17 protein-coding genes and 2 pseudogenes are annotated in these 19,465 nt (G+C 71.4%); 17 read left to right on the top strand and 2 right to left on the bottom strand.

What is annotated here, in order from left to right; all coding sequences use genetic code 11:
• Positions 1 to 68: 68 nt before the first annotated feature.
• The 3 genes from aroB (at position 69) to RPX00_RS27170 (ending at position 3,526) form a co-directional block, all read left to right on the top strand.
• Entirely contained in the window at positions 69 to 1,184 is a 1,116-nt protein-coding gene (gene aroB / locus RPX00_RS27160) for a 3-dehydroquinate synthase (RefSeq protein WP_406629548.1), read from the top strand.
• Positions 1,181 to 1,612: a type II 3-dehydroquinate dehydratase gene (gene aroQ, locus RPX00_RS27165; RefSeq protein ID WP_406629550.1), complete on the top strand. Its 432-nt coding sequence runs from the start codon at positions 1,181 to 1,183 to the stop codon at positions 1,610 to 1,612. Before aroB ends, aroQ begins: the two co-directional genes overlap by 4 nt.
• A 423-nt stretch (positions 1,613 to 2,035) precedes the next feature.
• Positions 2,036 to 3,526, top strand: a complete 1,491-nt coding sequence (locus RPX00_RS27170; RefSeq protein WP_406643104.1) for a beta-xylosidase — start codon at positions 2,036 to 2,038, stop codon at positions 3,524 to 3,526.
• Here RPX00_RS27170 and RPX00_RS27175 read toward each other — a convergent pair.
• Positions 3,450 to 4,049: a B-4DMT family transporter gene (locus tag RPX00_RS27175; protein ID WP_406629552.1), complete on the bottom strand. Its 600-nt coding sequence runs from the start codon at positions 4,047 to 4,049 to the stop codon at positions 3,450 to 3,452. The genes RPX00_RS27170 and RPX00_RS27175 overlap by 77 nt on opposite strands.
• A gap of 94 nt (positions 4,050 to 4,143) precedes the next feature.
• Here RPX00_RS27175 and RPX00_RS27180 point away from each other — a divergent pair, with 94 nt between their 5' ends.
• Genes RPX00_RS27180 through nusB form a run of 3 tightly spaced genes read left to right on the top strand, consistent with a single transcriptional unit; the run spans position 4,144 to position 6,307 of the window.
• The gene (locus RPX00_RS27180) at positions 4,144 to 5,241 is read left to right on the top strand and encodes a M24 family metallopeptidase (protein WP_406629554.1); all 1,098 of its coding nucleotides are present in this window, start codon (positions 4,144 to 4,146) and stop codon (positions 5,239 to 5,241) included.
• 45 nt (positions 5,242 to 5,286) lie between these two features.
• Positions 5,287 to 5,850: an elongation factor P gene (gene efp / locus RPX00_RS27185; protein WP_009075786.1), complete on the top strand. Its 564-nt coding sequence runs from the start codon at positions 5,287 to 5,289 to the stop codon at positions 5,848 to 5,850.
• Positions 5,851 to 5,890: 40 nt separating this feature from the next.
• Positions 5,891 to 6,307 (top strand): transcription antitermination factor NusB, encoded by a 417-nt coding sequence (gene nusB / locus RPX00_RS27190; protein WP_406643106.1) that lies wholly within the window; start codon positions 5,891 to 5,893, stop codon positions 6,305 to 6,307.
• Positions 6,308 to 7,407: 1,100 nt separating this feature from the next.
• Here the strand turns inward: nusB and RPX00_RS27195 are convergent.
• Positions 7,408 to 7,896, bottom strand: coding sequence for a transcriptional regulator (locus RPX00_RS27195; RefSeq protein WP_003096372.1), 489 nt, complete (start codon positions 7,894 to 7,896; stop codon positions 7,408 to 7,410).
• A gap of 260 nt (positions 7,897 to 8,156) precedes the next feature.
• Here RPX00_RS27195 and pyrR point away from each other — a divergent pair, with 260 nt between their 5' ends.
• The 11 genes and pseudogenes from pyrR to coaBC all read left to right on the top strand — a co-directional run bounded on the left by pyrR (position 8,157) and on the right by coaBC (position 19,406).
• On the top strand, positions 8,157 to 8,753 hold the full coding sequence (gene pyrR / locus RPX00_RS27200; protein WP_406629558.1) for a bifunctional pyr operon transcriptional regulator/uracil phosphoribosyltransferase PyrR: 597 nt from the start codon (positions 8,157 to 8,159) through the stop codon (positions 8,751 to 8,753).
• Positions 8,750 to 9,681, top strand: a pseudogene (locus RPX00_RS27205) (aspartate carbamoyltransferase catalytic subunit). The gene pyrR and the pseudogene RPX00_RS27205 overlap by 4 nt, the downstream one beginning before the upstream one ends.
• Positions 9,678 to 10,964 carry a dihydroorotase gene (locus RPX00_RS27210; protein WP_406629559.1) on the top strand — a complete coding sequence of 429 codons (1,287 nt, stop codon included), beginning with the start codon at positions 9,678 to 9,680 and terminating at the stop codon, positions 10,962 to 10,964. The pseudogene RPX00_RS27205 and the gene RPX00_RS27210 overlap by 4 nt, the downstream one beginning before the upstream one ends.
• A complete protein-coding gene (locus RPX00_RS27215; RefSeq protein WP_406629561.1) occupies positions 10,964 to 11,467 on the top strand; it encodes a transporter in 504 nt (167 codons plus the stop codon). Before RPX00_RS27210 ends, RPX00_RS27215 begins: the two co-directional genes overlap by 1 nt.
• A pseudogene (gene carA / locus RPX00_RS27220) lies at positions 11,419 to 12,588 on the top strand (glutamine-hydrolyzing carbamoyl-phosphate synthase small subunit); the annotation flags it as partial. The gene RPX00_RS27215 and the pseudogene carA, both read left to right, overlap by 49 nt.
• A gap of 77 nt (positions 12,589 to 12,665) precedes the next feature.
• Positions 12,666 to 15,983 (top strand): carbamoyl-phosphate synthase large subunit, encoded by a 3,318-nt coding sequence (gene carB / locus RPX00_RS27225; protein ID WP_406629563.1) that lies wholly within the window; start codon positions 12,666 to 12,668, stop codon positions 15,981 to 15,983.
• On the top strand, positions 15,980 to 16,822 hold the full coding sequence (pyrF, locus tag RPX00_RS27230; RefSeq protein WP_406629565.1) for an orotidine-5'-phosphate decarboxylase: 843 nt from the start codon (positions 15,980 to 15,982) through the stop codon (positions 16,820 to 16,822). The genes carB and pyrF overlap by 4 nt, the downstream gene beginning before the upstream one ends.
• Positions 16,823 to 16,929: 107 nt before the next feature.
• A complete protein-coding gene (mihF, locus tag RPX00_RS27235) occupies positions 16,930 to 17,247 on the top strand; it encodes an integration host factor, actinobacterial type (RefSeq protein WP_003096398.1) in 318 nt (105 codons plus the stop codon).
• Positions 17,244 to 17,915: a guanylate kinase gene (gene gmk, locus RPX00_RS27240; protein WP_406629567.1), complete on the top strand. Its 672-nt coding sequence runs from the start codon at positions 17,244 to 17,246 to the stop codon at positions 17,913 to 17,915. Before mihF ends, gmk begins: the two co-directional genes overlap by 4 nt.
• Positions 17,912 to 18,181, top strand: coding sequence for a DNA-directed RNA polymerase subunit omega (gene rpoZ, locus RPX00_RS27245; RefSeq protein WP_020658117.1), 270 nt, complete (start codon positions 17,912 to 17,914; stop codon positions 18,179 to 18,181). The genes gmk and rpoZ overlap by 4 nt, the downstream gene beginning before the upstream one ends.
• Positions 18,174 to 19,406, top strand: a complete 1,233-nt coding sequence (gene coaBC, locus RPX00_RS27250; protein ID WP_406629569.1) for a bifunctional phosphopantothenoylcysteine decarboxylase/phosphopantothenate--cysteine ligase CoaBC — start codon at positions 18,174 to 18,176, stop codon at positions 19,404 to 19,406. Before rpoZ ends, coaBC begins: the two co-directional genes overlap by 8 nt.
• Positions 19,407 to 19,465 lie beyond the last annotated feature (59 nt).

The raw sequence follows: 19,465 nt of genomic DNA on the forward strand, positions 1-19,465 counted from the left end.
CAGCACGGCATCGCACCGAGCCACCACCCAGCCCAGGACCGCCGGGTCCGGGAGCAGTGAGGAGAACCGTGCCCGCCACCCCGCCCGTCCGGATCCGGGTCGCCACCGCGCAGCCGTACGACGTGCTCGTGGGGCGCGGCCTGCTCGGCGAACTCACCGAGCAGCTCGCCGACGCGTCGAAGGTCGCGATCGTCCACCCGCCGACGCTCACCGCCACCGCCGAGGCCGTCCGCGACGAACTGGCGGCCGCCGGGCTGGACGCGCACCGCGTCGAGATCCCCGACGCCGAGGACGGCAAAGCCTTCTCCGTCGCCAGTTTCTGCTGGGAGGTCCTCGGCCGGATAGGGCTGGACCGGCGCGGCGTGGTCGTCGCGCTCGGCGGCGGGGCGGTCACCGACCTCGCCGGGTTCGTCGCGGGCACCTGGATGCGCGGCGTCCGGCTGGTGAACGTGCCGACGACGCTGCTCGGCATGGTCGACGCCGCGGTCGGCGGGAAGACCGGCATCAACACCGAGGCGGGCAAGAACCTCGTCGGCGTCTTCCACGAGCCCTCCGCCGTCCTGGTCGACCTCGCGACGCTGGAATCCTTGCCGCGCAACGAACTCGTCGCCGGGATGGCCGAGATCGTCAAGACCGGGTTCATCGCCGACCCGCGGATCCTCGAGCTGATCGAGGCCGATCCGGCCCAGGCGCTCGACCCGTCCGGCGACGTGCTCGCCGAACTGGTCCGCCGCTCGATCCAGGTGAAGGCCGACGTCGTCGTGGCCGACCTGCGCGAATCCGACCTGCGCGAGATCCTCAACTACGGCCACACCCTCGGCCACGCCATCGAACGCCGCGAGCGCTACCGCTGGCGCCACGGCGCGGCGGTCAGCGTCGGCCTGGTGTTCGCCGCCGAACTGGCGCGACTGGCCGGACGGCTCGACGACGCCACCGCCGACCGGCACGCCGCGGTGCTCAAGCTGATCGGCCTGCCCACGACGTACGCCCCGGACGCGCTGCCCCAGCTGCTGGAAACCATGAAGGGCGACAAGAAAACCCGCTCCGGCGTACTGCGCTTCGTCGTCCTCGACGGCCTCGGCAAACCCGGCAGGCTGGAAGGCCCCGACCCGTCGCTGCTCGCCGCCGCGTACTCGGCGATCGCGGCCGAGGCCCCGGAAAACGGCGGGAGCGTGCTGCTGTGAAGACGTTCGTGTTCAACGGCCCCAACCTCGGCAGGCTGGGCAAACGCGAGCCGGACGTCTACGGCTCCACCACCCACGACGACCTCGCGAGGCTGTGCGTCGAGACCGGTCAGGAACTGGGCCTCGACGTCGAGGTCCGGCAGACCGACCACGAGGGCGAACTGGTCGGCTGGCTGCACGAAGCCGCCGACGCGGGCGCGCCGGTCGTGCTGAACGCCGGAGCCTGGACGCACTACTCGATCGCCGTCCGCGACGCCGCCGCCCAGCTGACCGCGCCGCTGATCGAACTGCACATCAGCAACGTGCACAAGCGCGAGGAATTCCGGCACCACAGCGTGCTTTCGGACATCGCGACCGGGGTGATCGCCGGTCTCGGGGTGGACGGTTACGCCCTGGCGCTGCGCTGGATCGCCGCACACCCGTCCTGACGTCGCGGTAGACGCTGCTGCCGGGCGGTTCCGGTTGCCGCGGCGGGCTTTCCCGCATCACGACCAGGGTGTTCGTGCCGGTGAGAACCTGCTTGAACACGCACGACGCCGCTGGGGCTGGGGGCGGTTGCCCCGGGTGGTCGTGAGTGGCAATGCCGGTTCTCACCGGCATTGCCACTCACGACACCGGCGGCGGCGTGGTGTGCTTGGCCTCGGCTGAGATGCCCGGCGTTGCACTGGACCGCCGTGCACTCAGCCGCCTTTCCGGCCAAAGATCACCGCACAGCCCGAAAAGCAAGCTCTTGGCAAACCCGCCGCTGGACCGGCGAATGCCCGACGTGGTTCACCCATCCGGTGCCGCTGTCGCTACACTCGGCGATCATGCACCCGTTTCGTCGTGGGGGTCGGCGACCCGTGCGTCAGCTGCTCTCGCTGCTGATCGCCGGATCCCTCGTTTCCGGGTGCAGCCAGACGTTGGCCCAGCCGCAAGCCGAGGGCACCGGGCACGGCGGCATCGCGGGCGGCGCGCCGCAGCCCCCTCAAGACCCGCCTCGGGTGGCGGACGTCGCGCTCGCCGCCGGGGCCAGCAGGCAGAGCGGCGGAGTGGTCGCAGCCGGGGCCGCGGACGCGTCGTACAACTACGGCCCCACCGTGATGGTCGAGAACGGCCGCACCCGGATCTGGTGGTGCAGCCAGTACAGCAGCGCCCCGCCGCCGGGCGACGACATCCTCTACGCCGAGGGTCCCTCGGCCGACGGACCCTTCACTGGTCCGGGTGGCGGCGCGCCAGCGGCGGTCCTCTCCGGCGCGCCCGGCAACTTCGACGGCATGCACACCTGCGACCCGTCGGTGCTGCGCGTCGGCGGCACGTACTTCATGTACTACACCGGCGCCGCGGGCGACCACGCGCTCGGCAACGCGATCGGCACGGCCACCAGCCCGGACGGCATCCACTGGACCCGCTCGAACGGCGGCAAACCGATCCTCGGCGCGTCGCACGACGTCCACCGCGCCAACGTCTACGGGGCCGGCCAGCCCTCCGTGGTCTTCCTCGACGGCTGGTACTACCTCATGTTCACCGACACCACCGGCCGCGCGGCGGGCTGGAACGGGGCGGGCCAGTTCGTGATCCGGGCGCACGACCCGGCGTTCCGCGAGGGCGTGGAAATGCTGGGGGAGAAGGGTTTCGAGCCCACTCCGACGACCGCCGCTCCGCGCACCCGGTCGGTGGTCGACGCGTTCAGCGTGGACCTGGAGTGGGTCGGCGCGCTCGACGCCTTCGCCATCGCGCACGAAACCGCGGGCGGCACCACGATCACCTTCTGGGACCGCGAGTTCACGATGCAGCCGTACAAACCGGTGGTGATCCCGGGAGCGTGGAAGGAAGGCCCCGGTCTCGTCCGCCGTCCGGACGGCCACGCGCCGACGTCGGTCAGCGATCCGTGCGACCTGGTTTCGCTGGACGTCGTGCGCGCCACCGAGATCGGCCCGACCGGCGCGCCGACCGCGCTGAAGCACTTCGGGCTCGACGTGAAGGGCGCCGGCGGCTGCTCGACCCCAGCACGCAGCACCGCGACCTTCGACGGCGTCGCGATGCCGTCCCCGGACCGCGTGATCGACCTCTACCGGCGCGGCGAGCGCATCCGGATCGATCGGCGTTCAGTCGCCGCGGTGCTCGCCGGGGAACTGGTCGACCGGCCGTTGCCGCAGGTGCCGGAGGTGCCGGTGAAAACCCGCCTGCGCTCTGGCGCGACAGTCGTGCACGCGTACGGCCGCGGCTACGGCATGGTGCTCGACGGGCAGCTTTACGGCCTGCCGGACACGGTGATCGTGTCGCTCAACGGTTCCGGGGTGCAGGAGATCGACCCGCGACAGTGGGACGGCGCCGCGCGCGGTTTGCCGCTGGGCGGCTGACCGGAGACGGTTTCGGGGTTCGCGGGGCCGGGCTCGGCGGGAGTTCGAGTTCGCCGGAGCGGCTGCCGGTGCCGTCTTCGTCCTCGTCGTCCGGTTCCGGGGCGGACTCGTCCTCGTCTTCCGCGGCCGAGGGACGCCGGATCCGGCCGCCGACGAACAACCCGAGCCCGGCGGGCACCAGCACGAGCAGCGCGGAGAACGCCGCCCCGCCGGTGAGCGCGGCCTTCAGCTCGGAAACCCCGGTCTGGTCGACGAAGATCGCCCGGCCGATCACGTACAGGATGCCCGAGCACACGCCCGCGACCAGCGACGCGATGAACCACGCGCGCCCTCTGTCCGGCACGTCGCGCCAGCCGTCGATCGCGCTCCACAGCGCCGCGACACCGACCAGCACGGCGATGGCGAGCGACGTGAACAGCGTCTGGCCGGTCGGGTGGAACACGGACCACTTGGCGAGCAGCGTCATCGCGGCGGCGTGCACGACCGCCATGACCAGCCCGCGCGTCAACCAGGCACCCAGCATGGACGGAGTGTAGGCGCGCCGAAGTTAACCGCCAGTAGGCCGTCCTCTCCCCGCGCCGCGACCGGGGCTGGAACGCGCTGGTTAAGCTGGCCGGGTGCCGGAAATCCACGCTCGCCGCCGCGCCGCGCTCGCCGCCCTGCTCCACGAGAACGGGGTCGACGCGCTGCTGGTCACCAACCTGCTCAACATCCGCTACCTGACCGGGTTCACCGGGTCGAACGCCGCGCTGCTGCTGCACGCGGGCGGCGACGCGAAGACCCTGTTCTGCACCGACGGGCGCTACACGACCCAGTCGGAATCCGAGGTGCCCGACCTGGAACGCGTGCTCGACCGCGCCAGCGCCCGCGCGCTCGCGGCGCACGCGGCGGGCCAGCTCGCGGACTACGGCCGGACCGGGTTCGAGAGCCAGTACGTGAGCGTCGAGGAGCACGAGCACCTCAAGGTGCGCTTCGACCGGGCGGAGCTGATCCGCCTTCCGGGGCTGGTCGAGCAGCTGCGGGCGGTCAAGGACGAGGTCGAGGTCGCCGCGTTGCGCGCCGCGTGCGCGGCCGCCGACCGCGCGCTGGCCAGCCTGATCGAGGCCGGGGGAGTGCGGCCGGGCCGGACCGAGCTGGAAGTGGCCCGCGACCTGGAGAACCGGATGCTGGAGCACGGTTCGTCCGGGATCTCCTTCGAATCCATCGTCGCCGCGGGCCCGAACTCGGCGATCCCGCACCACCGGCCGACCGGGGCCGAACTGCGCCGCGGCGACTTCGTGAAGTTCGACTTCGGAGCCACCGTCGACGGCTACCACTCGGACATGACCCGCATGGTCGTCCTCGGCGAGCCCGCCGACTGGCAGCGCGAGATCTACGACCTGGTGCGCCGCGCGCAGACGGCGGGCACCGACGCGGTCCGTCCCGGCGCGGTGGTGTCCGAAGTGGACGCGGCGGCGCGCTCGGTCATCGCCGACGCGGGCTACGGCGAGCAGTTCGCGCACGGTCTCGGCCACGGCGTCGGGCTGGAAGTGCATGAGGCACCGAGTCTCGCCGCGGCGGGCGTCGGTACACTGTCCGCCGGTATGGCGGTCACCGTCGAGCCCGGCGTGTACCTCGCGGGGCGCGGTGGCGTGCGCATCGAGGACACGCTCGTCGTGCGGGACTCCGGACCCGAACTCCTCACCCTGAGCACCAAGGACCTCGTGGCCGTCTGACGGCCGCGCAGCCGAAGAGATCGAACACAGGAGACCTGAAGACTCGTGGCCACCACCAACGACCTGAAGAACGGACTCGTCCTCAACCTGGACGGCCAGCTGTGGAGCGTGACCGCGTTCCAGCACGTCAAGCCGGGCAAGGGCGGCGCGTTCGTGCGCACCACGCTCAAGCACGTGCTGACCGGGAAGGTCGTCGACAAGACCTTCAACGCGGGCACCAAGGTCGAGACGGCCACGGTGGACCGCCGGAACATGACGTACCTGTACAAGGACGGCGCCGACTTCGTCTTCATGGACGGCGACACCTACGACCAGATCACCGTGCCCGCCGAGACCGTCGGCGACAACGCGAACTACATGCTCGAGAACACCGAGGTCCAGGTCGCGGTGCACGAGAACGAGCCGCTGTACGTCGAGCTGCCGACCTCGGTCGAACTCGTCATCCAGCACACCGACCCGGGCCTGCAGGGCGACCGCTCCACCGGCGGTACCAAGCCGGCGACGCTCGAGACCGGCGCGGAGATCCAGGTGCCGCTGTTCCTCTCGACCGGCGAGAAGATCAAGGTCGACACCCGCGACGGCCGTTACCTCGGCCGCGTCTCCAGCTGATGGCGGACAAGCTCCCCCGCACCCGAACCGCGGCGGCGCGATCAGCAGGCGCCAGGCCCGCAGGCGCGCGGTCGAAATGCTGTACGAGGCCGCCCAGCGGTCCGCCGACCCGGTCACGCTGCTGGCCGACCGGGTCGGCGCGGTCGAGGTGGACCCGGTCGCGGACTACACGATCACCGCGGTGGAGGGCGTCACGGCCCACCGCGAGCGGATCGACGAACTCCTGGCGGAGCACTCGCAGGGCTGGACCCTGGAGCGGATGCCGCCGGTCGACTTGGCCGTCCTGCGCGTCGGCGTGTACGAGATGCTGTGGGCCGCCGACGTTCCCGACGCGGTCGCGATCGACGAAGCGGTCGGCCTCGCGAAGGAACTTTCGACGGACGACTCGCCCCGTTTCGTGAACGGCGTGCTCGGCCGCATCGGCACGATCGCCGACCGGCTGCGCGCGATCCTGTAGCCGGAGGTAACCCGGCTGGGGGAATCGGCCACCTGAATGGCCGCTGCCTGATCGGGGCATCGCCGGGCCGCGGAGGCCGGGGCGAGGGGCGTTTTCGCGAAAATTGATCACCGAGCGGAATCAGAACCGGTCGGCGGGCGCCCTTCGGGGCGGCCTGTCCGGCCGGTTTTTCGTCGGGCCGGGGCGGTCCGCCGGAGGAGGGATCGGCTGCCGGGGAAGCCGGGGCTGGGGCAGCGGAAGTCGCTGCGGGGCAACGGTTTTCGGCGGCAGTCGTGCGGCTGGGCGGGCAGGTGCACGCGGGGGAATCGCGGCTGGGGCGGCGGGGGAACGGTTTCGGCGGCAGTCGTGCCGCCGGGCGGACAGGGGACACGCGGCTGGGGCGGCGAGGCAACGGTTTCGGCGGCAGTCGTGCGGCCGGGTGGGCAGTGTGCGCGAGGGAATCGCGGCTGGGGCGGCGAGGCAACGGTTTTCGGCGGCAGTCGTGTGCCCGGGCGGACGGGTGTGCGCAGGGGAATCGCGGCTGGGGCGGCGGCGCAACGGTTCTCGGCGGCGGTCGTGCGGCCGGGCGGACGGGTGCGCGCAGCGAAACCGCGGCTGGGCAGGGAAACCGCACGAGCCGGGGGCAAGTATTCGCTGGCCGCCGGGCCGGGAATTCGGGTGCGGCCGAGAGCGGAAAGCGCTCGAAACGGAACCCGGGCCGGTCCACGGAAAGCGCGGCGCGGAATGTCCGGAGCGGGGCGCGAGCAAGCCGTCGGAGCGGAATCTCGGGCGGGCTCAGGGAAATCCGCCCGGTGCCGGAAGCCCGGAGATGGGAAGCGGAACCCACTGAAACAGTGGTCAGGAATGGAAATACGCCGGAATCCGCGGAAATGCGATCCCCGGCCTGGGGAATTCAGGCGGGTTCACCGGCCGTAGCGGATCGGCCGCGGGAAAAGCGGCACGTCAGCGCGGCCCCGAGACGGGAGAGCGGGGCAGCGCAAGGCAGGTCAGCGCGGCGGCGGCGCGGCAATCCGGCCTCGCCCGAAGCGCGGCGGGCGTTCCCGGTTCCCCGGGCGCGGGAAGCCCGCCGCGTCGTGCACGGCCGTCGCCGCCATCGGTCGTCAGTCCTCTTTGGACGGCCGGGCTTCCGGCGGGAGGACGCCCCAGTCGATGAGCTGCTCGGTCAGCTCGCCGGGGGTCATGTCGTAGATGATGGCGAGCGAGCGCAGGTCCTCGGTGCGGATGGAGAGCACCTTGCCGTTGTAGTCGCCGCGCTGGCTCTGGATGGTGGCCGCGTACCGGGCGAGCGGGCCGACCTTCTCCGCGGGCAGCTGCTGGAGCCGCTCCAGGTTGATCACGATCTTCGTGGCGGGCTCGGCCCCGGACGGGACGCGGCCCTCCGGCAGCAGTTCGACCACCGGGACGCCGTAGAAGTCCGCCAGCTCGGCCAGCTTCTGGACGGTCACCGCCCGGTCGCCGCGCTCGTACGAGCCGACCACGACGGCCTTCCAGCGTCCGCCGGACTTCTGCTCGACCCCGTGCAGGGACAGGCCTTGCTGCTGGCGGATCCCGCGGAGCTTGGCCCCGAGCGCCTTGGCGTAATCGCCCATCTGGTGGTTCTCCGTTTCCTCACCCCGCGCCGGCCGGGAGGACCGGGCCGGGGACTCCTCGAGTCGAATACTCAGAGTAATGGTTACGCATAGTTGTCACCAGGTCAAGCAGTAGGTCGGTCCGCGCAGGTGGCGGCCGTGCGCGTACCACCCGGAAGACTGATTGACCGGTCCTGCTACTGTCGGTGCGGTTTCCGGCAGCAGCCGGTTGCCGACGTCCTTTAAGGACCCGTCCAGAGAGGCGGGGAAGGAGGTCCGCCTTGTCGTCACGTCCGCGTGGCGCGGCGGAGCCGGCGGGAGAGCGCGAGCTGCTGTCCGCCGGTGATGTCGCGCGCACGATCGCGAGGATGGCCCACCAGGTCATCGAGAAGACCGCTCTCGGAGCCGGTCCGCCGGAGCAGTACCCGGTGCTGCTCGGCATCCCCACCCGCGGCACTCCGCTGGCCGCGCGCCTCGCCGGGAAGATCGGCGAGTTCGCCGGGGCCGAGCCGCCGCACGGCGCCCTCGACGTCACCCTCTACCGCGACGATCTCCGCCGCCGCCCGCCGCGCGCCCTCGAGCAGACGCAGCTGCCGCCGGACGGGATCGACAACCGGGTCGTCATCCTCGTCGACGACGTCCTGTTCTCCGGCCGCACCATCCGCGCCGCCCTCGACGCCCTGCGCGACCACGGCCGCCCGCGTGCCGTCCAGCTCGCCGTGCTCGTCGACCGCGGCCACCGCGAGCTGCCGATCCGCGCCGACTACGTCGGCAAGAACGTGCCCACCGCGCGCGCCGAGGGCGTCTCCGTGCTGCTGTCCGAAACCGACGGCCGGGACGCGGTGCTGCTGCGCGCGCCGGAAGGAGAAACCCGGTGAAGCACCTGCTCGCCACCGACGGGCTCGACGCGGACACCGCGACCGCCGTGCTCGACACCGCCGACGAGCTGAAGCACACGCTGCTCGGCCGCGAGGTCAAGAAGCTGCCGACGCTGCGCGGCCGCACCGTGATCACGCTGTTCTACGAAAACTCCACGCGCACCCGGGTGTCGTTCGAGATCGCCGGGAAGTGGATGAGCGCGGACGTGATCAACGTCTCGGCGTCCAGTTCCTCGGTGAACAAGGGCGAATCGCTGCGGGACACCGCGCTCACCCTCGCCGCCGCGGGCGCGGACTGCGTGATCATCCGGCACCCCGCCTCGGGGGCCGCGCACCGGCTGTCCGGCTGGCTCGCCGGGCCGGGCACCGCGGTGGTCAACGCGGGCGACGGCATGCACGAGCACCCCACGCAGGCGCTGCTGGACGCGGCGACGCTGCGCGAACGCCTCGGTTCGCTGAAGGACCGGCGGATCGCGATCGTCGGCGACGTCCTGCACAGCCGGGTCGCGCGGTCGAACATCCACCTGCTCAGCACCCTCGGCGCGGAGGTGGTGCTCGTCGCGCCGCCGACGCTGCTGCCGGTCGGCGTCGAGAAGCTGCCGGTCACGGTGTCGCACGACCTCGACGCCGAGCTGCCCGCGGCCGACGCAGTGATGATGCTGCGCGTCCAGGCCGAGCGGATGCACGGCGGGTTCTTCCCCTCCGCGCGCGAGTATTCGATCTCCTACGGGCTCTCCGAACGCCGTCAGGCGCTGCTGCCGGACCACGCCGTGGTGCTGCACCCCGGCCCGATGCTGCGCGGCATGGAGATCTCCTCCGCGGTCGCGGATTCCCCTCCTCAGCCATTACCGAACAGGTCCGCAACGGCGTGCACGTGCGCATGGCGGTCCTCTACCACCTCCTGGCCAGTGAAGGAGCTGCCGCGTGAGCATCGTGATCAAGGGTGCCCGCCCGTACGGCGAGGGCGAGCCGGTGGACGTGCTGGTCGAGGACGGCGTGATCGCCGCCATCGGCGCGGTGAACGTCCCCGAGGGCGCCGAAGTGCTCGACGCCAAGGGACAGATCCTGCTGCCCGGGTTCGTCGACCTGCACACCCACCTGCGCGAGCCGGGCCGCGAAGACACCGAGACCGTCGACACCGGTTCCGCCGCGGCCGCGCTGGGCGGCTACACCGCCGTGTTCGCCATGGCCAACACCGACCCGGTCGCGGACAACTCGCTCGTCACCGACCACGTGTGGCGGCGCGGGCAGGAGGTCGGCCTGGTCGACGTCCACCCGGTCGGCGCGGTCACCGTCGGGCTCAAGGGCGAGAAGCTCGCCGAGCTGGGCACGATGGCCAAGGGCACCGCGGCGGTGCGGGTCTTCTCCGACGACGGCGTGTGCGTCGCGGATCCGCTGCTGATGCGCCGCGCGCTGGAGTACTCGACCGCGCTCGACGCGGTGATCGCCCAGCACGCCGAGGAACCGCGGCTCACCGTCGGCGCGCAGGCGCACGAGGGCGAGCAGGCCTCGCGGCTCGGCTACGCGGGCTGGCCGGCGTCGGCGGAGGAGTCGATCGTCGCGCGCGACTGCCTGCTGGCGCTGCACGCGAACGCGCGGCTGCACGTCTGCCACGTCTCCACCGCGGGCACGGTCGACGTCCTGCGCTGGGCGAAGGAGCGCGGCACGAAGGTGTCGGCCGAGGTCACGCCGCACCACCTGCTGCTCACCGACGACCGGCTGGAGACCTACGACCCGGTCAACAAGGTCAACCCGCCGCTGCGCACCGGCGGCGACGCGGAGAAGCTGCGCGCCGCGCTGGCCGAGGGAGTCGTCGACTGCGTCGCCACCGACCACGCGCCGCACGCCCCGCAGGACAAGGACACCGAATGGGCCGCGGCCCGGCCAGGCATGCTCGGCTTGCAGACCGCGCTGTCGGTGGTCGTCGAGACGATGGTCAAGACCGGCCTGCTCGACTGGCGCGGCGTCGCCCGGGTCATGAGCGAGCGGCCCGCGGAGGTCGGGAACCTGGCCGGGCACGGCCGTCCGATCGAGGCGGGCGAACCGGCGAACCTGACGCTGGTCGACCCGGACGCCGAGTGGACCGTGCGCGGGGCCGAACTGGCCAGCATCGCCGCCAACACCCCGTACGAGGGAATGCGGCTGCCCGGCGTGGTGACGGCGACCCTGCTGCGCGGGCGGATCACCGCGCGCGAGGGGAAGATCTGCTGATGGAGCGGTTGCTGCTGACGCTGGGGATCGTCGTCTTCTTCCTGCTGTGCCTGTGGGGCATGCGGATCGGCTGGAAGCGCAAGGCGCGTTCGCAGAGCGCGGTCGTGCCGCCGTTCCCGGAGATCCCGGCCGACCCGGGCGAGTTCCAGCTCGAATCCACCGGCGTGTACCTCAGCACGACCACCGCGGGCAACTGGCAGGACCGGATCGTCACCCGGGGCGCGGGACTGCGCACCGGCGCGGTCTGGCGGCTGCACCCGGACGGGATCGCGGTGGAACGCGGCGGCGCGCCGGACTTCTGGATCCCGCGCGCCTCGGTCACCGGGGTCCGGCGCGATTCGCGGATCGCCGGGAAGGTGATGGGCACCGACGCGCTGCTGGTGATCACCTGGCGGCTCGGGGATGTCGAACTGGACACCGGATTCCGCGGCGACGATCTCGACGACTATCCACAATGGATCGAAAAGCTTTCCGATCACGACATCAAGGGAGGTGCCCAGTGAGCACCGGCACTCGCGGCCCCGCCGCCCTGGTTCTCGAAGACGGCCGGGTGTTCCGCGGCGCGGCGTACGGCGCGCGCGGGCGGACCCTCGGCGAGGCGGTGTTCTGCACCGGCATGACGGGGTACCAGGAAACGCTGACGGATCCGTCGTACCACCGGCAGATCGTGGTGCAGACCGCGCCGCAGATCGGCAACACCGGCTGGAACGACGAGGACGACGAATCGGCCCGGATCTGGGTTTCCGGTTACGTGGTGCGGGATCCGGCGCGCACGCCGTCGAGCTGGCGGGCGAAGCGCACGCTGGACGAGGAGCTGGTGCGCCAGGGCGTCGTCGGGATTTCCGAAGTGGACACCCGCACCCTGACCCGGCACCTGCGCGAGCAGGGCGCGATGCGTGCCGGCGTGTTCTCCGGCGACGCGCTGGGCAGCGACGAGCAGATGGTGTCGGAGGTGCTGGCGAGCCCGCCGATGAAGGGCGCGGACCTCGCCGGCGAGGTCTCCACCGAGAAGCCGTATGTCGTTGCGGCGCAAGGCGAAACGCGGTTCCGGGTCGCGGCGCTGGACCTGGGGATCAAGTCGAACACGCCGCGGCTGATGACGCAGCGGGGCATCGAGGTGCACGTGCTGCCGTCGGGCACGAGCGCGGAGGAGCTGCTGGCTTTGGAGCCGGACGGGGTGTTCCTGTCCAACGGCCCCGGCGACCCGGCGACGACCGCGCACGCGACGGCGTTGACGAAAACCGTTCTGGAGCAACGGATCCCGCTGTTCGGGATCTGCTTCGGCAACCAGATCCTCGGCCGCGCCTTGGGTTTGGGCACGTACAAGATGCGCTACGGGCACCGGGGGATCAACATCCCGGTGATCGACGTGGCGACCGGCCGGGTCGCGATCACCGCGCAGAACCACGGGTTCGCCTTGGAGGGCGAGCCGGGCCAGCGGTTCGATTCCCCTTACGGGGCCGCGCAGATCAGCCACTACTGCCCGAACGACGACACGGTCGAGGGCGTGCGCGCGTTCGACGTGCCCGCGTTTTCCGTGCAGTACCACCCCGAAGCGGCCGCGGGTCCGCACGATGCCGCGCCGCTGTTCGACGAGTTCGTTGAGTTGATGGAGGCCCGCGCGAGCCACACTGGCGGAGCCCAGCTCGCGGGGGCCGACTGGGTGCGGGTATCCCGCAAGACACAGGAGAAGAAGGCCTGATGCCGAAGAGGACGGACATCCAGCACGTGCTGGTGATCGGCTCCGGGCCGATCGTGATCGGGCAGGCGGCCGAGTTCGACTACTCGGGCACGCAGGCCTGCCGGGTGCTGCGCAGCGAGGGCCTGCGCGTGAGCCTGGTGAACTCGAATCCGGCGACGATCATGACGGATCCGGAGTTCGCGGACGCCACCTACATCGAGCCGGTGACGCCGGACTTCGTGGAGAAGGTCATCGCCGCCGAGCGCCCCGACGCGCTGCTGGCGACGCTGGGCGGGCAGACCGCGCTGAACTGCGCGGTGGCGCTGCACGAGCGCGGCGTGCTGGAGAAGTACGGCGTGGAGCTGATCGGCGCGGACATCGACGCGATCCAGCGCGGCGAGGACCGGCAGAAGTTCAAGGACATCGTGCGCACGGTGGGCGCGGACGTGCCGCGCAGCCGGGTGTGCCACGACATGGACGAGGTCCGCGCGACGGTCGAGGAACTGGGCCTGCCGGTGGTGATCCGGCCGTCGTTCACGATGGGCGGCCTCGGCTCGGGCATGGCGCACACGACCGAGGACCTGGAGCGGCTCGCGTCGACCGGGCTGACGGAGTCCCCGGTCACCGAGGTGCTGATCGAGGAGAGCGTGCTCGGCTGGAAGGAGTACGAACTCGAGCTGATGCGCGACAAGCACGACAACGTGGTGGTCGTGTGCTCGATCGAGAACGTGGACGCGATGGGCGTGCACACCGGCGATTCGGTCACCGTCGCGCCGACGATGACGCTGACCGACCGCGAGTTCCAGGTGATGCGCGACGTCGGCATCGCGGTGCTGCGCGAGGTCGGGGTCGACACCGGCGGCTGCAACATCCAGTTCGCGTTCAACCCGGCCGACGGCCGGATGGTCGTGATCGAGATGAACCCGCGCGTGTCCCGTTCCAGTGCGCTGGCGTCGAAGGCGACCGGTTTCCCGATCGCGAAGATCGCGGCGAAGCTGGCGATCGGCTACACCCTCGACGAGATCCGCAACGACATCACCGGCGAGACCCCGGCGGCGTTCGAGCCGACGCTGGACTACGTCGTGGTGAAGGTGCCGCGGTTCGCGTTCGAGAAGTTTCCCGGCGCGGACCCGACGCTGACCACGACGATGAAGTCGGTCGGCGAGGCGATGTCGTTCGGCCGCAGCTTCCCCGAGGCGCTCGGGAAGGCGATGCGGTCGATCGAGACGAAGGCGACCGGGTTCTGGACGCGGCCGGACCCCGAGGGGGCCACGCTGGAGTCCACTTTGGACGATCTGCGCACCCCGCACGAGGGCAGGCTCTACGAGGTCGAGCGCGCGCTGCGGCTGGGCGCGACGGTCGAGCAGGTGCACGAGGCGTCCGGGATCGATCCGTGGTTCATCGACCAGATCGCGCTGATCGGCGAGGTCGGCGCGGAGGTCCGCGACGCCCCGGTGCTCGACGGCGATCTGCTGCGGCGGGCGAAGCGCACCGGCCTGTCGGACCGCCAGATCGCCGCGCTGCGCCCGGAACTCGCGGGCGAGGACGGCGTGCGGGCGCTGCGGCACCGGCTGGGGGTGCGGCCGGTGTTCAAGACGGTCGACACCTGCGCGGCCGAGTTCGCGGCGAAGACCCCGTACCACTACTCGGCCTACGAGACCGACCCCGCGGCCGTGTCCGAGGTCGCGGCGCAGGGCGACAAGCCGAAGGTGCTGATCCTCGGCTCCGGCCCGAACCGGATCGGGCAGGGCATCGAGTTCGACTACTCCTGCGTGCACGCGGCGATCGCGTTGCGCGAGGCCGGGTTCGAGGCCGTGATGGTCAACTGCAACCCGGAAACCGTGTCGACGGACTACGACACGAGCGACCGGCTGTACTTCGAGCCGCTGTCGTTCGAGGACGTGCTCGAGGTCGTGCACGCCGAGCAGCAGTCCGGCACCGTCGCGGGCGTGATCGTGCAGCTGGGCGGGCAGACCCCGCTCGGGCTCGCGCAGCGGCTGGCCGACGCCGGGGTCCCGGTCGTCGGGACGCCGCCGGAGGCGATCGACCTGGCCGAGGACCGCGGCGCGTTCGGCGAGGTGCTGGCCGAGGCCGGGCTGCCCGCGCCGAAGTACGGGACGGCGACCTCGTTCGAGGGCGCGAAGCGGATCGCCGACGACATCGGCTACCCGGTCCTGGTCCGCCCCTCCTACGTGCTGGGCGGGCGCGGCATGGAGATCGTGTACGACGAGGAATCCCTCGCCGGCTACATCCGCCGCGCCACCGAGGTCACCCCCGAGCACCCGGTGTTGGTGGACCGGTTCCTCGACGACGCCATCGAGATCGATGTCGACGCCCTGTTCGACGGCGAGGACCTGTACCTCGGCGGCGTGATGGAGCACATCGAGGAAGCGGGCATCCACTCCGGAGACTCGTCCTGCGCCCTGCCGCCGATCACCCTCGGCGCGCAGGACCTCGACGCGGTCCGCCGCTCCACCGAGGCCATCGCCCGCGGCGTCGGCGTCCGCGGCCTGCTGAACGTGCAGTACGCGCTCAAGGACGACGTGCTCTACGTCCTGGAGGCCAACCCGCGCGCCTCGCGCACCGTCCCGTTCGTCTCGAAGGCCACCGCGGTTCCGCTCGCGAAGGCGGCGGCGCTGGTGATGACCGGCTCGACGATCAAGGACCTGCGCGCCAGCGGGGTCCTGCCCGCCGAGGGCGACGGCGGCCGCATGCCCGCCGATTCCCCGGTCGCGGTCAAGGAAGCCGTCCTGCCGTTCCACCGGTTCCGCACCCCCGAGGGGCACGGCGTCGATTCCCTGCTCGGCCCGGAAATGAAGTCCACCGGCGAAGTCATGGGCGTCGACACCTCGTTCGGGAAAGCGTTCGCGAAATCGCAGAGCGGCGCCTACGGATCCCTTCCTACTTCGGGACGGGTTTTCGTCTCCGTCGCCAACCGCGACAAGCGTTCACTGGTCTTCCCGGTGAAGCGGCTCGCCGATCTCGGCTTCGAGATCCTCGCCACCGCCGGCACCGCGGAAGTGTTGCGGCGCAACGGAGTTGCCTGCTCGGTGGTGCGCAAGCACTCGGAGCCGGACCCCGGCAACGGCGAGCCGAACATCGTCGACGTGATCCTCGCGGGCGACGTCAACATGGTGATCAACACGCCGTACGGAAACAGCGGACCTCGCGTGGACGGTTACGAAATTCGCACCGCCGCGGTGTCGCGCGACATTCCTTGTGTCACCACGGTTCAAGGTGCCGCGGCGGCCGTGCACGGCATCGAAGCGCTTATCCGGGGAGACATCGGCGTGCGCAGCCTTCAGGACCTCCAGGCCGCGCTGAAGGCGACGTCGTGACGGCGCGGTTCGGGGCCCGGCTGGCCGAAGCGGTGGCCGCGCGTGGGCCGCTGTGCGCCGGGATCGATCCGCATCCGGGCCTGATCGAGGCGTGGGGCCTGCCGCTCGACGCGAGCGGGCTCGAACGCTTCGCGCTCAGCGCCGCGGAGGCGCTGGGCGAGGTGGCGGCGATCGTGAAGCCGCAGTCGGCGTTCTTCGAGGCGTTCGGGTCCGCCGGCGTGGCGGTCCTCGAACGCGTCGTAGACGTGGCTCACGACGCCGGAGCGCTCGTCCTGCTGGACGTCAAGCGCGGTGACATCGGTTCGACCATGGCGGCCTACACAGCGGCGTACGTGGCCGAGAAGGCGGCTTTCACCGCCGACGCGGCCACGGTGTCGCCGTACCTCGGCTTCGGCGCGCTCGACGCGGCGGTGACGGCGGCGCGCGAAGCGGGCAATGGGCTCTTCGTCCTCGCGCGCACGTCCAACCCGGAGGCGAACGCGTTGCAGCGCGCGCGGCTCGAAGACGGCCGTACGGTCGCTCAGAGCGTCGTAGACGCCGCTGCGGACCACAACGCGGGTGCTGAGCCGTACGGCGACGTCGGCGTGGTCGTAGGGGCCACTGTGGCTCCTGGGGAAGTCGACCTCAGCCGGCTCAACGGACCGGTGCTCGCGCCCGGTTTCGGGGCGCAGGGGGCAACCGAGGCGGATTTGCGGGCAGTCTTCGGGGACGGGCTCCCGGGCCTGCTCCCGGCGTCCTCCCGCGACCTGCTGCGCCACGGCCCGGACACCGGAGCGTTACGCCGTGCGGCCCAAGAGGTGAACGGCCGGTTGGCGGGGCCGCCGGAAAAAGACCAATAGCAGGCCCCGGAATCGCGCTCCACCAGCCACCCCCGCATTGTGGCCCCTGCTCAGGGGTGGGTACCGTCGCGTCACCCACCCAGATGTGAGAACTACCGGAGGAAAACGTGGCACTTCCCCAGCTGACAGAGGAACAGCGTGCTGCGGCGCTGGAGAAGGCCGCCGCCGCCCGCCGCATCCGTGCTGAGCTGAAGGAGCGGCTGAAGCGGGGCGGTACCACTCTGGTCGACGTGCTGAAGCAGGCCGAGGAGAACGAAGTCCTCGGCAAGATGAAGGTTTCGGCCCTGCTCGAGGCGCTCCCCGGCGTCGGCAAGGTCCGTGCCCAGCAGACGATGGAACGACTGGAGATCGCCCCCAGCCGCAGGCTCCGCGGGCTCGGCGACCGGCAGCGCAAGGCGCTGCTGGCCGAGTTCAGCGGCGAGTGAGCGGCGTCGGTCAGGACTACCCGGTGACCCGGGGCGCCGACCGCGGCAGTGAGCCGGTGGCGGGGGAGATCTCCCGCCCCCGGCTCACCGTCGTCTCCGGCCCTTCCGGCGTCGGGAAGTCGAGTGTGGTGGGACAGCTGCGCCGGCTCGAGCCGAACCTGTACTTCAGCGTTTCGGTGACGACGCGGGCGCCGCGGCCGGGCGAGGTCGACGGAAACCATTACCACTTCGTGGATTCCGCCGAATTCGACCGGATGGTGGCCGGGAACCGGCTGCTGGAGTGGGCCGAGTTCGCGGGCAACCGGTACGGGACGCCGCGCGAGCCGGTGGAGAAGGCGCTGGCGGACGGCCGTCCGGCGGTGCTGGAGATCGAACTGCAGGGCGCCCGGCAGGTCCGGGCCGCGATGCCGGAAGCCCGGCTGGTCATGCTGATGCCGCCGTCGTGGGACGAACTGGTCGGCAGGCTCACCGGACGCGGCACCGAGAGCGAGGCCGCGGTGGCCGCCCGGCTGGCCGAGGCCGAACGCGAACTGGCCGCGGCCGGGGAGTTCGACGAGCGGGTCGTGAACGCCGACGTCGAGGTCGCCGCGCGGCGGTTGCTAGACTTGATTACCGGCGGTGGCGATTCTGCCGCCGATCGATGTGACGATACGGAGCACCACGAGTGACTGTGCAACAGGCGACGCTGGAAGAGCTAGAGGGCATCACCAACCCGCCGATCGACGACCTGCTCGAAAAGGTCTCCTCGAAGTACGCGCTGGTGATCTACTCGGCCAAGCGGGCCCGGCAGATCAACGACTACTACGCGCAGCTGGGCGAGGGCCTGCTGGAGTACGTCGGCCCGCTGGTCGAGCCCGGCCCCCGCGAGAAGCCGCTGTCGATCGCGCTGCGCGAGATCCACGGCGGGCTGCTCGAGCACACCGAGGGTGAGTGACGCCAAGCCCAGGGTCGTCCTGGGCGTGGGCGGCGGCATCGCCGCCTACAAGGCGTGCGAGGTCCTGCGGGGCCTCACCGAATCCGGGCACGACGTCCGCGTCGTGCCCACCGAGGCCGCGCTGAACTTCGTCGGCGCGGCGACCTTCGAGGCGCTGTCCGGGAACCCGGTGCACACCGGGGTCTTCACCGAGGTGCCCGAGGTGCAGCACGTGCGGGTCGGCAAGGAGGCCGACCTCGTGCTGGTCGTCCCGGCGACCGCGAACCTGCTGGCCAAGGCCGCGCACGGGCTCGCCGACGACCTCCTCACGAACACCCTGCTCACCGCCCGGTGCCCGGTCGCCTTCTTCCCGGCGATGCACACCGAGATGTGGGAGCACCCGGCCACCCGCGACAACGTGGCGCTGCTGCGCTCGCGCGGCCTGGTCGTCACCGAACCCGCCGCGGGCCGGCTGACCGGCGTCGACACCGGCAAGGGACGGCTCGCCGACCCGGCCGAGATCGTCGACCTGGCCCGGCTGCTGCTCGCCGAGCCGAAGGCGCTGCCGCGCGACCTCGAGGGCCTGCGCGTGGTGATCTCCGCGGGCGGCACCCGCGAACCGCTCGACCCGGTCCGCTTCCTCGGCAACCGCTCGTCCGGCAAGCAGGGCTTCGCCCTCGCCCGGGTCGCCGCGCAGCGCGGGGCCGAGGTCACGCTGGTCGCCGGGCACACCGACGCGCTGCCGTCCCCGGCGGGCGCGACGCTGCGGCGCGTGTCCACGGCGGAGGAAATGCGCGAAGCGGTGCACGCTGCGGCCGAGGACGCGGATGTCGTCGTGATGGCGGCCGCGGTCGCCGATTTCCGTCCCGCTTCGCGGGCCGACCACAAGATCAAGAAGTCCGACGACAGCCCGGACCCGGTCATCACGCTCGACCGCAATGCCGACATCCTCGCCGAACTGGTGCGGAAACGGCGTTCCGGGCAGATCGTGGTCGGTTTCGCCGCGGAAACCGGAGACGAGAACGGCAGCGTCCTCGACCACGCCCGCGCCAAGCTCCGCCGCAAGGGCGCGGACCTGCTCGTGGTCAACGCGGTCGGCGACGGGAAGGCGTTCGGCACCGAGGACAACGCGGGCTGGCTGCTCGCCGCGGACGGCGCCGAGCAGGTCATCTCGCAGGGCGCTAAAGCCCGGCTGGCGGCCACATTGTGGGATGCCGTAACAGCGTTGATCGAACGTCGACTGTAGCTACAGGCCCGCTGGGTAGGGTGGGCCGTGCCAGGAGCGCCTGAAACCGGTGGGGCGCC

Source organism: Amycolatopsis sp. WGS_07, from assembly GCF_045278895.1.
Taxonomy (GTDB): domain Bacteria; phylum Actinomycetota; class Actinomycetes; order Mycobacteriales; family Pseudonocardiaceae; genus Amycolatopsis.